Source organism: Paenibacillus sp. FSL R7-0272, from assembly GCF_037969905.1.
GTDB classification, from domain to species: domain Bacteria; phylum Bacillota; class Bacilli; order Paenibacillales; family Paenibacillaceae; genus Paenibacillus; species Paenibacillus polysaccharolyticus.
This window is the reverse complement of the sequence record NZ_CP150221.1, coordinates 1,143,044-1,159,785: the sequence shown is the minus strand read 5'-3', so window position 1 is coordinate 1,159,785 and position 16,742 is coordinate 1,143,044. Positions and strand designations below refer to the sequence as shown.

At 42.1% G+C, this 16,742-nt stretch carries 14 protein-coding genes; 1 reads left to right on the top strand and 13 read right to left on the bottom strand.

The genetic code is table 11. The features are described from left to right. Window positions 1-381: 381 nt before the first annotated feature. The 12 genes from MKY23_RS04940 to MKY23_RS04885 all read right to left on the bottom strand — a co-directional run bounded on the left by MKY23_RS04940 (window position 382) and on the right by MKY23_RS04885 (window position 10,737). A complete protein-coding gene (locus tag MKY23_RS04940) occupies window positions 382-762 on the bottom strand; it encodes a hypothetical protein (protein ID WP_154984619.1) in 381 nt (126 codons plus the stop codon). A 34-nt stretch (window positions 763-796) separates the two neighbouring features. Further along, a complete protein-coding gene (locus tag MKY23_RS04935; RefSeq protein ID WP_154984620.1) occupies window positions 797-1,924 on the bottom strand; it encodes a hypothetical protein in 1,128 nt (375 codons plus the stop codon). Between the two features lie 530 nt (window positions 1,925-2,454). Beyond that, window positions 2,455-2,739, bottom strand: coding sequence for a DUF4183 domain-containing protein (locus tag MKY23_RS04930; RefSeq protein WP_090917548.1), 285 nt, complete (start codon window positions 2,737-2,739; stop codon window positions 2,455-2,457). Window positions 2,740-2,821: 82 nt separating this feature from the next. After that, complete coding sequence (locus MKY23_RS04925; RefSeq protein ID WP_154984622.1) at window positions 2,822-3,721, bottom strand: DUF4183 domain-containing protein; 900 nt, start codon at window positions 3,719-3,721, stop codon at window positions 2,822-2,824. Between the two features lie 304 nt (window positions 3,722-4,025). Beyond that, window positions 4,026-4,697, bottom strand: a complete 672-nt coding sequence (locus MKY23_RS04920) for a hypothetical protein (RefSeq protein ID WP_154984623.1) — start codon at window positions 4,695-4,697, stop codon at window positions 4,026-4,028. Between the two features lie 397 nt (window positions 4,698-5,094). Continuing rightward, entirely contained in the window at window positions 5,095-5,565 is a 471-nt protein-coding gene (locus MKY23_RS04915) for a hypothetical protein (protein ID WP_339835866.1), read from the bottom strand. Between the two features lie 186 nt (window positions 5,566-5,751). Continuing rightward, a complete protein-coding gene (locus MKY23_RS04910; protein WP_154984625.1) occupies window positions 5,752-6,093 on the bottom strand; it encodes a hypothetical protein in 342 nt (113 codons plus the stop codon). Window positions 6,094-6,206: 113 nt separating this feature from the next. After that, the gene (locus MKY23_RS04905) at window positions 6,207-6,701 is read right to left on the bottom strand and encodes a hypothetical protein (protein WP_154984626.1); all 495 of its coding nucleotides are present in this window, start codon (window positions 6,699-6,701) and stop codon (window positions 6,207-6,209) included. Further along, the gene (locus MKY23_RS04900; RefSeq protein WP_154984627.1) at window positions 6,702-7,187 is read right to left on the bottom strand and encodes a hypothetical protein; all 486 of its coding nucleotides are present in this window, start codon (window positions 7,185-7,187) and stop codon (window positions 6,702-6,704) included. It abuts the gene before it with no gap. Next, window positions 7,184-8,404 (bottom strand): WXG100 family type VII secretion target, encoded by a 1,221-nt coding sequence (locus MKY23_RS04895; protein WP_339835861.1) that lies wholly within the window; start codon window positions 8,402-8,404, stop codon window positions 7,184-7,186. Before MKY23_RS04895 ends, MKY23_RS04900 begins: the two co-directional genes overlap by 4 nt. 208 nt (window positions 8,405-8,612) lie before the next feature. Next, a complete protein-coding gene (locus MKY23_RS04890) occupies window positions 8,613-10,067 on the bottom strand; it encodes a hypothetical protein (protein WP_339835858.1) in 1,455 nt (484 codons plus the stop codon). A 193-nt stretch (window positions 10,068-10,260) separates the two neighbouring features. Beyond that, a complete protein-coding gene (locus MKY23_RS04885) occupies window positions 10,261-10,737 on the bottom strand; it encodes a DUF4362 domain-containing protein (protein ID WP_339835855.1) in 477 nt (158 codons plus the stop codon). A 196-nt stretch (window positions 10,738-10,933) separates the two neighbouring features. On the opposite strand from MKY23_RS04885, the gene MKY23_RS04880 reads away from it, so the two are divergent. Further along, window positions 10,934-12,553: a stalk domain-containing protein gene (locus tag MKY23_RS04880; protein WP_339835852.1), complete on the top strand. Its 1,620-nt coding sequence runs from the start codon at window positions 10,934-10,936 to the stop codon at window positions 12,551-12,553. Between the two features lie 235 nt (window positions 12,554-12,788). On the opposite strand, the gene MKY23_RS04875 is transcribed toward MKY23_RS04880, so the two are convergent. After that, a complete protein-coding gene (locus MKY23_RS04875) occupies window positions 12,789-16,418 on the bottom strand; it encodes a glycoside hydrolase family 2 TIM barrel-domain containing protein (RefSeq protein WP_339835849.1) in 3,630 nt (1,209 codons plus the stop codon). Window positions 16,419-16,742 lie beyond the last annotated feature (324 nt).

Genomic DNA, 16,742 nt, shown 5'->3' with positions numbered 1-16,742 from the left:
CATCGCCACCATCTTAACAGACATCTCGTCTCATAATCACCAAAAGTTCACCGGTCTGTCCACCCTCATGACTCACAAAATCTACTTCATCCAAGAAGATAAATGGGGACGTATAGCCAGCTTCCTCTAGTAGCCGAAGGCAGCGAGCACTTGGTTATGGAGTACATACAGTGGATATCCAGTGGACAAGTGTACAGGAACGCATTGCTTTTATCCACAAATCCGTTGCCAGAAAAATATCTTAAATAAACTAAAGAAGCCCTCCTCAAAATGGTTGCTCGACACTTCCATTTTACCAAGGAGAGGCTTCTATCGTTTTATATTTTCGGGAACAGAACGTCCAAAGCATTATAACTTACAGACATTCTCTTTAGCAGATACTCATTTCTGTTTCTTGTAGAATTCAACAATCTCTTCTGGTTTTTGAGCTTCCAAGACAATCTTGTTCTTTTCAAATACTATGATATGAGGATACGTTTCAATCTGAAAAATCTTCTCAAAATCATACTGTTGCTTTTCACTAATATCAATATAACTTACATTTGCAATGGGATTATCTGTTCTCAGGTTCTCATTGATGAATTGGAGACCCTTTTGCAAATCTATGATGTAGGTACGCTCTGACGGTTTATTACCAAAAACGATAACAGTCGCATCATTGATTTGATTCTTCACAAGATAATCTATAGCCTTTTCTTGATTACTTGAAGTGCAACCAGAAATGATTGTAACCATTAATACCAAAAGCAACAGTTTCTTCATATTTCCTCCTCAAAGCTGACGTCCGCAACTGTAATTATTGGACTTTAGCAGTTATATCGTGTGTGTAAGTATCTGTGAAGGTAGTCCACTGAGCAGGTTTGTTAGCAAATGAATAAAATGCCCCAATTTTAACATAGACGCCAGCTTGAATCTTCACATTTTTACCTTTACCCGTAATGCTTGTAACACCTTGTATTGTGTACTTATCGAGGTCTCTCCCACTTTTGTCTTGAAGCGGAATCGACATGCTTTTGAGATCCCATCTAGCAGGATTACCTTCAGTGCTGGTATTGCTTGAGCCAATAGGAATCTGAAATTCAGTTCCAATTCCTGCATAAGATATTGCAATAGGAATTGTACGTTGACTCGACGTCTTAACAAGTGGTCTAGTATACGCAATAGCATATGTTGAATTAACATCATAAGATTCATAACGAGTTAAAATGGTATGAATATCTGATTGTTTTTTGATAAGCTGACCTGTACTTCCATTAGGTGCCTTCCATGTTGCTAAATTAGATAACAAAGGTTGAAATTTAATTTGCATATTATTATCATTATTTGACATCAAATTTGTTGTATTCCATTGTACATTGGAAAAAGTATATTTACCATATTTAGATGATTTTACAACAGGCAAATTGGCAGCAGCCATCGGTCCTATCATAGAAGGAATCTCTATCGGCTTTTCATTAGCCTGGATACCCTCATGCATATCTTTCAAAGAAATCCATTCATTATTATTAAAACGGATAAAATTCTCTTTAGGAAATTCATCTTCTTCTGAAGTTGATGTAATTATGATATCCCCGTTAGCGTTCTCTTTTTTATCATAACCCAACTTCAACACAAAATATTTGCCATTCTGGAACATTCCAGTAGCTGAAATAAGCGTTGTATTCGATTCGCTATCATAATTCAAATCATAAGCAATATCATCGACATTTAAGATTTCTTCACCTGTATCCAAAACCATAGATAATGTGTTATCTGATACCAGATCAAGGCTTAGACTGTCGTATTGTTTAATTTTATCATAAGTTTCATTGTCATATTCATATACATTTTTTATTGTAAATTGACTATCCGTTGCAGCATATGTTGACTCAGAAAACAGGGTAACAAGTAAAATCAAAGCTAGAAACATTAGACTTTTTTTCAAGGGATAAACCTCCTGTTAAAATAAGAAAATAAAGAAACTCTTTCGTTTGTCTGCTGGCCAGCTTAAGAGATTCTTAGCTCACATTCTGAAATTCGCCGTTGAAGTACTCTCTTCGATTTATATATCATCTTAATTGTTGATCGTATAAAGAAATATAATAATCATAAAGAGCATATTTAGATTGTTAGGCGAACCCTTTGATCAGTGAACCATCGTTGTTATAACAAACTCACATGAATATTACTGAATCCGATTTCCAATCGCAAGCGTTATCATTAAAAATGAGGAAAAAGACCCTAAAAAACTGCTTTTGAATATGACTATTGAATGAATAGTCTGAAATCCTATCCCAAGAAAATTCGACAATTTATTTGAAATGATTAGGATTCCCGTATAGATACACCCAAATGAAATAACTTTCCCTAGGAAGATAAATGAAGAGAACTTTTCATTTTAGTGTATAGTAAAAAAACGGCTCCTATCACAGATAGAAGCCGTACAATGCTTTGTTAAATCACTTCAAGCAATCCTTATGACACTACAAATTGTACGACAATTGGGGTGCCATCATTTAATGCATCTCCGCCGGGGATTGTAAGTGTAGTGGTGGTAACCGAAGATGTGTCAGCTGTTTGCATAAGGCCATTAACGTAGAGATTGTAGTAATTAAACGTGCCTGGAAAAGCTGTTGCGGCTGTACCTGCATCGTTCGTAAAAGCCGTTGCAGCAATTGCAAACGTTGCTCCGGTTCCTGTTCCATCCCCTATAGTCGCGGCGAATCTTAAACTGTTCTGAAATGGTGTAACAAGTGGCATGTTTCTCACCTCCTACCTGACATAGTATATGTAGTAGATTTGAGAGTAGTGAAGGCAGAGGGATGAGATGATATAACCATTTTCAATTGTTTATGATTACCGCTGTTAATTGAACAATCTCGATAATGACCGGTGTTTCAGCAAACAGAACACCGCTTTGAGACGGAATAAATAAATCATCTGTAGTTAACACATACGAATTGCCAGGTTGTACAATCCCATTAATATAAAGATTGTAGTAACTCGTCATGCCGATCCCTGCAAATTGAGATATACTTCCTCCCTCATCATTAACAAATTCACCAGCAGCAACTGTAACCGAGTTCGATAAATCCAAATCAGTGTCAGGGAAATAAAAGTAGCAGTCTGATGTAGGAATGATCTGAATTCCGGGGATACTGCCCGGTGGGCCTTGCTCACCCTGAGGCCCTGTTGGTCCCTGCACTCCGGGAGGCCCCTGCTCACCAGCCACACCCTGAGGACCAACCGGACCTTGAACTCCCGGACTTCCCGGTTCGCCTTGTTCACCACGAGGACCAGCAGGTCCCTGCACTCCAGAGGGGCCTTGCTCACCGCCGACACCTTGAGGGCCAACCGGACCTTGAGCTCCCGGACTTCCCGGTTCGCCTTGTTCACCACGAGGACCAGCAGGTCCCTGCACTCCAGAGGGGCCTTGCTCACCGCCGACACCTTGAGGGCCAACCGGACCTTGAGCTCCCGGACTTCCCGGTTCACCGCGAGAACCAGCGACACCTTGTGCCCCTGAACTGCCTGCTTCACCCTGTTCAGCCCGAGGGCCTGCCAAGCTTTGGGAACCTTGTTGTACGATCAGTCCCTGCGTTTCGGGAAGACTGACTGTTTTTATTTCTTCAATTTTAACGGGGACAGAATCCAAAGTGGGCTCAGGACAGGCGAGAGGAACATTGCCTCTGCCAGAGAATGCAATATTTCTGTATCTGCGAGATACTTTCTTTTGTCTCACGCGTTGCTTGCAAGCACATCTTGTTCTTCCCACAGCTTTACGTATCGTATACCGTTTCTTACGTTTTCTTGGAATCTTGTTACAGCGTTTCGTTGAAGGATGTCTCTTTCTTACTGAGTGAAGAGTCGTTTTCACCTTGTTCGTATGCTTCAAAGTCGCCACCCTCCTTAGGCCGGTAAACACAGTATATATGCCCTATACTATGTTTTCTGCACATGCGGAGAGTGTGCGAATAACTATGACCACAGCCCAATAAAAAATAACTACAGCTTCTGCTATAGTCCTCCCTCTTACTGTTTCACCCTTATTTTCTTAAATCATACCTGGGATTCAACGCATCTCTCCAAACGTCATCTTCCACGAAATCAACATTTTTCTCCTTAAAATAAGATCGTGTCTCTTGCTCCAGATCATATAGGATTTGAGGCCAGTCCTTCTCTTCGATCACTTTCGTTTCAAAATCTCCGACGATATTCAACCACCGCTGATTTAACTCCTGGTAGTCCTGTATTCTGTCTTTTAGTTCAGCGGATACAGGATAATTGCTGATATCCAGCCTTTCGAATGTCATCTGCATCCGGCGAAGCGCCTGCGGCCATATGTCTCCTACTTCTATATGATTGATAAATAACGCTGCAGGTTGAGCCAGCCAATTCGCTTCCTGACTTAAAGTGAGATTCATGAAGTTATATTTATTGATGATCTGCATCATATCTATTAGACCGTAATAGACTTGCCTTGCCTGCTCTCCGTCCTCAACCATCTCGTTAATGATTTTGCCATCCTCCAGTATGCGGTTAAAAATACGATCATTCGTGATGATCGCACTTTTCATATCAACGATATCTTGGCTGATATTCGAGATCAGGTATTGTTCATACATTCTTTTCTCTTTGTAGAAACTGTAGGTTAGAACAAGCAAGATCACAAACGCAAGGCAACAACCGATCTTGAAAATCCGTTTTTTAAGGATCATGGCGAGGTGCTCTCCTTGGATTTTATAGTAAGAAGCACCTCTACGTTTATGTGGTAGAAGTGCCTTAAGTCTTTCATAGTTTTAGTTGTGAAATTTTATCTAGATGATTATCGAATCAATGTAACACCAACTGTTATTATATGAATCCTTTATCCTTTCAAGATCAGGAAAAGTGTAGAACCACTCTTCCTCAATCCATACTTTTGCATCAGAATACTCCTGTAAGAGAGCAAATAGGAATTGAAATAATAAATCCTCGTTACCATCGAAATCGTCAGAAACTATCGCTTTAAAATAATTTCTTTATTAGCGCTTCTTCTATAAATACAACGTACAGACATTCAACACAAGAAGTCCCTCTTACATTTACATGGCAGAAGTGCCTTTAAATCTAACTTTAACGTTCCATAAAGTTCTCATATTCAATATGCTCAAGAAGCTCTTCATAATTCGTCTGAAGCATTTCAAGATAAGTTATGTTAAACGTATATGTTCCTTCTGCATAAAAAAATATTTCCTCTCCGGATGTGTGATAGAATATTCCACTTACATGGAGCGATTCTAGAATTGCAAATGAGATTTCGTACATCATTTTATAACAGATTTCATAATGTTGATTTTTTTTTAATTCGTAAGATATAGTCTGTTCATATATAAAATCCTCTTCTTGGAACATCGTTTCATAAGAAGAGGCTGGATGATTTGGCGGAAAATGATTATCATATATATTTATTTTCAAACCGTTGCCCAGATCAAACTCATCATTGTTTTCATTTTTTTTATAACTCACCTTAAGATTTTTACTTATTAATAGATTCTTCATCCGTAAGGCATTCTGTTTTCCGTTTAGTTTAAGTGAATACTCCATAGACTTGTCTCCTCTACTTTTTATGTAGTAGAAGTTATTCACTGATATTATAAGGTTCAGTTGTTGAAAACGTATCATACCAGTTGTTTAATGGTATATACTTCACATTTTGTATTTCTAATTCTTGTGGCCTAAGGACGAAAAATCCTCCTTTTTCCAATATTCTGATTAATGGCTCATATACATTTAAATAAACAGTGTATTCCGGTTTTTTTTCAACAAATATTGATAATTGTATATAAAATTCAAATATTTTTTTAAATACTGGTAATCATCAATAAATTCCAGAACCTCTGGATTGCAATACATGGCAATCGGAAATTCATTCTCAGTATCACCAAGTAATTTGGCAATATTAGTAAACATCGGTGGTTGGGGTCTAAGACCCTCATTTTTATAAAATAAAGCCAACCTTCTTAGAAATTCATACCCTAAATCTGCATCTTCATTAGACACAATAGTACCAACTTTTCTCCAATTAATTTCGTTTATTCTACATACCGTATCATTTAAGTGCATATTTCTCACCTTTAAGATTGCCCAATCTATTCACATCCCACCCTGCCTCAAATAACATTTCAACATTTCAACAGAGAATTACTTTCTCTTAATGCATTAGCAAATCATTCAAGTAAGTTCTCTTACAAATCTATGGGATTCTTATAGCACCATTCATTGTCCAATGGCTTATTTTTTATTTTTTCTAAATCCTTTATTGTATAAAACCAATTATCTTCAATCCATACTTTTGCAGAAGGATATATTTTTAGAATTCCATAAAGTATCTTAAATAATAAATCTTCATTCTCATAGAAATCTTCAGATACTAATGCCTTAAAATATTGGCTTTTGGAATCATCCCAATCAAATTCTACGGTTTGAAATTTATAAGGCTCATCATACAAATTCCAAGGTATTTGCCTTGAATAACTGTCTTCAAACGGAATGTCACTAATATATATTGAGCAAAACTTTAATTTCCCAGTTTCATCATACTTGTCATAATTGTTAGCAAAGTAGAGCCTGTAATTAATAGATATTTCTCTAATAATTTTTAATAAATCGCTTGCCGAGATACTTTCTCCTTGCCTAAATAATACAAAAGTTGAAATTCCCATTATTTCAGCCCTCTTCACTCAAATAACCTTTTCACTACACCACTTAGGATTATAAGGTCCCTGACTTAGCCTTAAGATATCATCAGCCGTGTAGTACCACTCAGCATCATCAAACCACAAGTAATCTTCTGGATTATCTTTAAAATACTCCACTACAAACTTGTAAATAAATTCATACTCATGATTGATATTCACAATATCCATCGCCCAAAAATAATCCGTTGATTGGGTGAGCCACGTGAAACTATCATATGAATTTTCAACAACTTTGTTTACGTTAAACGTAAAGTACCTAATTGTATCTTCATTTTCAGAACTTAATAGAGTCTCTTCATCTACTTCAGATAAGGTGCCTTCTGCAGATTGAAAGTTCTGATCTTTATCAAGTTCAACTGTAATGTGAAAATAGTACATATTCGCTCTCCGCGCTGCCTTCTTGAAGTTCTCAAGGGTCTGCTCTGGAGAATAATTTGATATTTTTTTTAGAATTATTACTGAACTCATTTACTTATAACCTCCTTTAGTTCATCTATTGAGCTAATTAATTTTATATTCTGCTCTTTTAATTTCTCAACTAAGTCAGACTGGGTTTTATTTTTCACAGTTACATCTTCGATGTAATAAATAACTTCTCGATTATTATAATTAAAATAATTTTTATTAGATGGATTGATCAACTTATCAAGTTGTTTTTCGTCTAAAGCACTCAAAGACTTTTTGACCTCAATAATATGTGAATCTGTCAAAATATCAATATCGCCTGCTTTCATCTTATTTTGCAGTTTTAATTCTATACCTGTACCTTGTAATCTACCTGTCTCTTTTATCGCTTTTGCGACTTGCCCTTCTAAAATATCGCCAGTTTTCGAGCTTTTTAAATTCTTCTCAATAATTGCGTCTAAATCTTTTGGGCCTTGATTCGTCCAGGATATTTCATTCCCATATGAATTTGTATATATGGTTTTAGTACCTTCCATTCTTATTTTCCCGTTATGACTCAGGCCACTCTCCTTATCAGTCTCCTTCTTACCTCCCCCACCTCCACCCGATTCATGACGTTCCTTCGGGTGTAAGGCTCTGCCGAAGATAAAATAAGAGAGGGCTTGGCCGACCATCGCACCTTTAACATAACCTGACTCGTCCTCGTCGAGTTGCTTCTTCTTCTCATCGACAAACTGCTCGATCTCAGACCTTGCTGTTCCGTTGCCCCAGGCTGCATCCCAAGCAAATGCGAGTCCACGTCCAGCGTCAACTACCTTACCTATAGTCATCGCATAAGCCAAACTGCCTAATGTACTTAACGGATTATAGATGAGTGCTTCGGCTGTCTCGCCCAGACCTGTAACGGTGTCACCAATGGCTTTGTCCACTGCTCCAGTGAAAAAACTTGGTTTCAACTCATTGGGGATGTACAGAGCCACCTCACCTGTGCTGTCTGTCGTCCTAAAATTATTTGCAATGAAGGTAAACTCCTTCTGAATATTATCCAGCATACCAAGTGTTGACGGGAAAACATGTTTGATCTCCATAAAATCCCAGAAGAACTTTTCTTGTGTAACCCCCGACCATTCGGATTGTAGCATATTAAGAGATTTATCCAGTTCACGAACCATTCGGTCCAAATCCAATTTACATTGCTGAACATAACGTGCCTTGGCATCCAATTCATCGGGGTGTACCTGAATCCGCAACATGCCGTTTTCACCACCAAACCTGTTCATAGTCGTTATACCTAAATTTTAACAAATGGAATTTATCTTTGAAATTGAACAGAAGGATCATTTTCTCCCTCAAAGATTCAGTAATTAGGTAACTGCTCTACACAGCCAAGCTTGCACATGTACGCATACCCTATCTAATTTGATGTATTATTAGGCTCCCATATGAAGAACAGGCGTTCAGCGGAGGCATCATTTCAATCCATGATAATTAATCTCCACCACCGCCCGAGTCCCCGCCTCCGCCGGAATCCCCGCTGTCTGATCCGTGATGATGACCGTCCCCGCTGTAGCTATCCGTATTGACCGAAGTGTGACCGCTGCTTCCACCCGAATCAGGGAATATCGTGGCGAAGACATAATTAGTGCGATCAAACGGAAACTCTGCCGCGAACATCGGCCTGAATATGCCTCGCAGATGCAAAGCTAGCACCAATAGAGGTGTATGTTTTAATGTTGTTGATCCAGGTACACTGTTATCTGATGCAGGTTCACGATCCGCAAGGCGTCTGAGCTCTGGATCATGGTGTTGCTGTAACACAGACCAATCCGTTTTGCGTACACATCGTGATCCAATGCCCAGTACCAGAGCGGTCTGAATGATCTGTTCCAACACTTCTGGCGACTCACTCAGGCGCTCGACTGGAATGCCCTTTCTGTATCGTTTACGCCAGTGACGCATGGAGGCCTCCCAATCCCTCTCAGATGGAGCCACTTCTCTAGCAGGCAAGAACAGACGAACAAAAATAGATAGAAATATAATACTGTATAGCGATGAAGTAAACGCTGAATTGCCATTGATCGCCACGGTGAGGCTGATTATTAATCCTACACAAGCCGCTTGATAGAGCAAACGCACATGAATTTTCCGAATGACCAAGAACCAGATCACCACCGTAACTACCAGACCTATCACGCCCGGCACAGACACACGATCTACAAAACACACGATACCTGTAAGGAGCATCAGAATAGGAAATATGACATAGACAAGCAATCGCAAAAGCAACGGTGTTCGAATCAGCTGTCCCCAGTCTCTCGTCTCTACGACTTGTTCCTTCCACGACTGAACGCCTTCGCTCAGCGCCTTTTCTTTAAGCCGGTAGTACTGCATGGCTTCTCTCCGCTTACTTTCCCCTTCGCTTGGTCCGGCTAAAGCATCGAGTCTCAGCCGTTGTTTACTGAAACCATAGGTAGAGAATAGCCACTGCAACAGCCCCTGTTCATCCGGCGAACTGCTAGTAACCGAGGATTCCACACTGTACTCCAACGTTGTTTTGGGTCTAAGTTGAGGATTGCTTTCACCTGGATCATTCCGATATCGTCCTTTGGTTTTCACAACTCGCATCGACAATATGCCTTTACGAATTAACTGGAACATGGACGCCTGCGTGTCCTTCAACTTCAGCCTGCCCTTGCTCCGCAAATAGGCGAGAAACAGTGGGTCTGCTTGCTCCACTTCTTCGTCTGTGAAAGGTCCCTTGCTCAAGCGAGCCCTCACCCGGATCAGCAATTGAACGACAATAATACCCAGAAGCACCCACATGATCCCTTCCATAAGCTGCTTCAACCATGCCTCCTGCAAGATCGGGGCCAGCTGTCTCTGGACAAGAACCGAATGATAGAACTGAGATGAAGCTTGCCAATCTGTTAGTACATCTCTCATGTGATGACCCCTTTCATAGGAAAAAATAAAACTTCGGCAATCTACCCTACTCTATATAAACCTGTTCATATCCCAAAAGAATCCCACCAGACCACCCTTTTTTCATCGCTGCGCCTTTCAGTGTTCATTCTTAAACATTCATCATTCATGCTTCATGTTTCATAATTCATCATTCGTAACTCTTATCTTTCTTCTACATCTTTGGAAAGTAGAAACTATTTTGCTTCTCACAATTGGTTAAAACGTACACTGATTCTCCTCGCTCCATTTTGGTCAGTTCCAATCCCTTGCAAGTATTCGTCATGATCTCTTCTCTGGAGCCATACTTATCTCTTGTCGCATCATAGGTGGATTGAAACAGCGTACCGTCATAGATTAGCTCATGGATGATGGGATCCCCTTCAATCGTATACATGGTGACCCGGACGTGATCCGGTTGATTCTGTTTCACATTTTGCATAAAAGACTCCCACTTCTCTCGGTTTCGCATCTCTCCATGGAGGAAGACAACATCTCCACTTTTTTCTGCTTGCTCCCCGTTATGCGGCTCAACTATAGCAGGAAAAGGATTTTTCTTCTCTACCGGATCGACAGTCTGCTGCGGATCATTCGAACTACACCCTGTTACAAGTACAGTTGCTAAACATAACATAATTAAATATTTTCCCATTGCAATCACCTCATATGTACAACGTGACCTGGACTGGATAAGTTACATTTTTTGAAAATGAGCGTCCGAATTTTGGAACATCCCCTGCAACTTTTTTAGTGAAATCTCTACATTTCATGTAACCTTCATCCCAGTTCCTACGTTTATTTAACAGCACATCCATTTTTACCATTACTCTTCCAAAAGAGGCGATCTTATGTATTCCGATAATCATGCTAATCATGTAACAACAGAAAAAGCACTCTCTTCATCGCTGGTCAATCCGGCCCGCAAGCAACAAAGTGCATCCCTTCGCCGCTTCAGTAAAATCATCATTTCAGCTAGTGTTGTCTCTACTCTGATCATAGCTACGCTGCCTTCAGTGTCTACTACGTACGCAGCCAAGGACGAGCAGGCTTTCACAGGGAACGCTCCGGATCGAGCAGTTTCGGCTTCATCCTCAGGCTCCTCCCCTAAATCCTCTCTAACTTCAAATACAGCTCAGGAGCTCCACTACACTCAAGTAGCAGGGGGGTACTATTACACGGTGGCGTTAAGAAGTGACGGTTCTGTCTGGACATGGGGACGAAATCTGTTAGGAGAGCTGGGAATCAGCGACACGGTGAGGTATCGCCATACATTCAGTCCTGTCCGGATTCCGCACTTAACCAATGTCACAGCAATCTCTAACTCCGGTGGGGGGGACAGTTTAGCTGTTCAAGCAGACGGAACCGTGTGGCAATGGGGAGATGGCAGAACCCCCAGTCAAGTTCATGGAATCACCAATGCTAGAGGTGTTACCGCAGGACCTTTCACGAGTGTAGCCCTCCTTCAGGACGGTACCGTTCAATCCTGGCAGACCCCACCTCAGAAGCTTCCTAACATGATGAACGAGGAGGCTGGGAAGAAGCCCACCCTGCACCGAATCAGCGGTTTGAAAAATGTCGTGCAAACGACGCTATCTGGTTACGATGGATATGCGTTGAAAAAAGACGGTTCTGTATGGACATGGAAAGAAGCGGATAAAGCAGGCAGTCCCCCTTCCAAAGCAAAGCCAGTCAAAGGCCTCACCAATATCACGTTCATCACGGGTAAAGGCGGACAACTGATAGCGCTCGATTCGAAAGGCAGAGTCTGGAGAATGAATGCGCAAGGAAAACCGATTCCATATCACCACGAGCTTAAAGTGAAAACGTTGGATGCAAGCTCCTATTATGTACTTCTGGTGACTACAAAAGGGGAGGTATACAGCTTCGGGAAGACCGTAACAGGCAAACAAGGGAAAATAAAGCAGTTATCGGATATCAAAGAGGTGTCTGCCGGGTACTACCATAGTCTTGCACTTTCCTCCGATGGAAACATCTGGGGATGGGGTGGTGACAAATATCAGGAGGCAGGTGCGCCGGCCACATCTTCGGGAGGTATGGTGTACATCCCTGTTCAAGCTAAGCTAGGTACAGATATCTATGTGAACGGCAAGTTACTACAATCCGTATATCCTGCAGTAGAAACGAGCGGAACGCTCCAACTTCCGATCAAAACGATTGCGTTAGCACTTGGAGCAACATTTGAGGTGCATACCGCAGAAGGATTAATAAGCCACTATACATTAATATATAATGATCGGATCATTACCATTAAGCCGAATGAACTGCAATACACGGTATCCACCTTAAATAAGCTTGACCCGCAGGAAGAACAGGTTATATCGCTACGTGAACCCATTGGCAACTACTCTGGAGCCACCACAGCACCTTATGACATGTTTCAGGAGCTTGGGCTGGACGTAACCTGGGATAGTAACACCGCCAAAGTAACGATTGATGAAGTGAAATGACGGAAGATACTACCCGCACATGGACAAATTAATTATCACTTGTAGCCAACTTAGAAAGCTAAGCATACACACGAACTGAAAAATCCTCCTGAAATCAGTGGCTGTTAAGAAGCAGCATCTGAGATTTGAGGAGGATTTTTGTATCTATTTATGCAAGAAGCGGTTTCTGATATAAACTTGTATTTTTCGTACGTTTCCTTGTGCATGGTACTTAGGTGTATGTGCTCTTCCTTATTTACTTCTCGAACCGGAACCAGCCAAAATCAAACTGACTACCTGGCAGAAAAATAAAAGTTACCTTTTGCTCCCCGTATACCGGTTCTAATTCAAATGTCCGTTCCTCGTAACCTACGGATTGAATAAACTCCACCAGTTGGTTGCTCTGCCCGTCCGCACCCGAGAAGCGGATATGAATCGTGTTTTTATCTATCGCTGAAGCGCCATAGATCACTAGTTTTGACGTACCTTCACTCGTGAAGTCCATCTGCTCAAACTCCAGCGAAACGTTATTCCCGATGCCTGCCACACGGTCGTCCTCAATCGTGAACGTATCTCCGTACAGATGATCGCAAGACGCAGCCGCATTGGTTTCAAAAGCCATGCTTTGGCGTTCAAATGAAAAGCCCTTAATATGAATCTTCTGTTTCAGCACAAAGCAGATCGACGTAATGCCGCTGAGTCGTTTGGACAGACGATACGTCTCCTCCTGGTATACATTCCATATCGATTCCTTGTCGTACACGACATCGGCAATCATCACACTGCCCTCTTCACCCGGCATGCCTTCCCAGATTTGAATGAAATATGTTTCACTCGACAGCGCAAAAATGGGAATCGTGATCGTATCCGAGCCGTATGGGCCGAAGTCGATATTGCGGAAGCCCACATGAGTTTCGCTGTCCCTGCTGGTAGCTACGCCACGTTCATTACCGTTGCCCACATCACCTTTGGTATAGTCATACAGGCCACCTGAGATAAATCCATACGGATCTTTGTAGGCTGTACCCAAACCTTCTGCCTTGAACTCCAGTTGGGAGATGAGTTTGGGTTTGTCTGTACCATTGTTGCTGGTTGCACGCAGGCGGAAATCCCCGTCGCCCATAGCTGATACTCTGACCCTATGCCTTTTCTCGTCTACGTCTATACTCTGTGAACCTGGCTCGTCGCCTGTTCCAGAAGTGATCACTTCTACCTTGGCAATATTGGACACGATGCCAGCATCATTTACAACAGACCATTGCACATCCCGATAAGTGGTATTTTCCGGGTACAGTTTGGCTATAACTATCACTTCCGGGTTAGAGGCATCAAGAATTTGTCCTGATTCACTGATGATTTCAATTTTGCGCAGAGGAATCTCCTGAGCGTGACCCGTCAGTACCGGACGCTTTTCATTTTTCATGAAGACAGGTTTTGCATCCACTGTTATGGATTCTCGCTCCACATCCGCTACCTTAGATTCGAATGTCGCTGTTGCTCCTTCTAATCCTTCCGAAGACACCTCGATCTGGATTGTTCCTGCCTCTTGCGTTGAACCGATAATCGCCATCAGCTTGCCGCTGAACAACCTTCTGCTAAGCCCTTTATACGGGTCATAGTCCGTGCTATCCCCGTTATCCAGACCGAGCAAACGTCCCGCACCGGACACCTTCACCTGCACACGGTTATTGGCATTGTGCACGGGATGACCTGCTTCATCTTCAACCGTAATTCCCACAAAAATAAGGTCTTTCCCATCAGCCTGGAGCTCCTGCCGATCAGCATGCAGAAGAAGCTTCTTCGCATCGGTAAAAGAACGCTGTACATCGGTAGCAATCACCGTACCATGCTCATCGTATGCGATAGCTTTCAGCTCACCTTCTTCAAAAGGTATTTTCCACCAGCCGGACAACTGGGTTCCGTGAGCATGGTCAATATCATACGTGCCGATGGTTTCACCATTGAGCTGCAATTCAATTTTGGGCGCGTTACTGCACACACGAACATCAATGATCTGACCAGGGCTAAAATCCCAGTAAGGGAAGATATGCACCATTGGACTTTTTTTATAATCCGTCCAGGCGGCTTGATAGATGTAATACGAGTCTTTCGGGAAGGTGGCTGTGTCCAACTGTCCAAAATACGAATTTTTCGTATGATACGGCGTCGGTTCGCCAATATAGTCAAACCCTGTCCAAAGGAATTGCCCCAAGGAAAACGGATGATCGCGCTCAGCGATGATGCAATACTCCGGCGATTTCGCTCCCCAACTGGTCGTGCTGTTTCCGAGTGCCGAGCACTGCTCGTCATCATCGTCCAGAACAGGTTGTTCATATGGAAAGTGATAAATGCCCCGACTTTGCACAACTGAAGAGGTCTCACTACCATAGATAATCCAGTCCGGATGTTCGGCATGATGCTGGTCATAATATTTTTCCGCATAGTTGTAGCCAGCCAGCTTCACGATATCCGCACATTTCTGAGCATTTTCCCAAGGCATGTAGTTCGAACCAATCGTCACCCGTGCGTTTCCTTTCGGATCAAATTCCTGCACATACTCCATCAGCATGCGCGTCACTTCCTGCCCACGCTCATCCGCATGGGTATCATAGATTTCGTTCCCGATACTCCACATGATTAGACTGACTTGATTCCGATCACGTCTTACCCAACTTCTTACGTCGGCATGTGTCCACTCCTTGAAAAACCTGGCATAGTCATACGGCGTCTTCGCCCGTTCCCACATATCAAATGCTTCGGACACCACCAGCATGCCCATCTCGTCGGCCAGTTCCATGAACTCTTTCGCCGGCATGTTATGCGCGGTTCGAATCGCGTTGACTCCCATATTTTTCAGCAAAACAAACCTTCTTCTCAGCGCTGCCACATTAAACGCAGACCCTAATGCGCCGAGATCATGGTGTTCGCAGACACCGTTCAATTTCATTTTGACACCGTTGAGATAAAAGCCTTCGCTGGCATCCAGTCTGACCTGTTTGAACCCGATCCGCTGTGGAACAGACTCGATAAGCTCCTCATGTTGCTCTCCCGAGATCAGACGTAGTTCTGTTACGAGATCATATAAATGGGGTTTATCCGGGCTCCATAAGTTGGGATTAAGGACGTTAAGCTGCTGGCTGTTTGTAAACTGAATTGGATGTTCATGTGCTTCAACACCTTCATCTATAGCGCTCGCCACCATCTCCGCCTGAGAGGATGCAATGACTTCACCGTTATACAGAATCGTATGCACCAACTGCGCACGCTGATTCTGTTCCAGACACAGCTCTGTATCTACCTCCACCTGCCAACCATCGGGTTGCTGCTCTATGGAAACATAGATGCCGTCCGTTACGATGTGATTGCGACTCCTCGTTTTCAGCCACACATTACGATAGATACCCGCCCCGGAATACCATCTGCTGTTCGGACTCTGATGCACAACTTTGACCAAAATTTCGTTAACCCCGTCCAACAACGCATTCGTAATTTCGTGTTCAAACGCAGAGTAACCATACTTCCACTCCCCAACAAACTGCCCATTCACATATATGGATGAATCCATGTATACCCCGTCAAAACACAGAATCACCTGCTGCTCATCCTTCGTATATTCAAACGTCTTGCGATACCACCCAATACTGTTCTCATATAAATCCAGCGTATTGTAGATCAGCCAATCGTGAGGCAGCTCAACCGCCTCGAAGGAAAGCTCAGTCAGATCAATAGGGTCAAACCGATCCGTTCGCTCATTGAGATTAGTTTGCTCAGTAGAATCCGCATCTTTAGTAAGATCAGTATCTGTATTAGACTCCGTCCGCTTTGTAACGCTTAAATCACTTTTGGCAAATTGCCATCCGTTATTAAAAAGTCTTTTCACATTCATGCCATCTCTCACTCTCTTCTGGTTGAATAGTTTATTACGTTAAACAGCCTAATTCCGCTTTATAATCGAAAACCTTTTCGCAAAATGATAAAAAATAATACTTGCTAGTTAACAATGCAACAATTATACCATTTATCTCATCTTTGTAACGTAATTTAATCTAACTAATCAAACAAAAAAAGTGAACGTTTTCATAACTCACCTTCATTCTTTACGTCGATCTTTTATCGCATGCTACCCTAATATAATCTCACGATCTACGACGAAAACAACATCAAAAAAAGGCAAAAAAAGAAGGCAACCCGCGCACGGGCCACCTCTAAA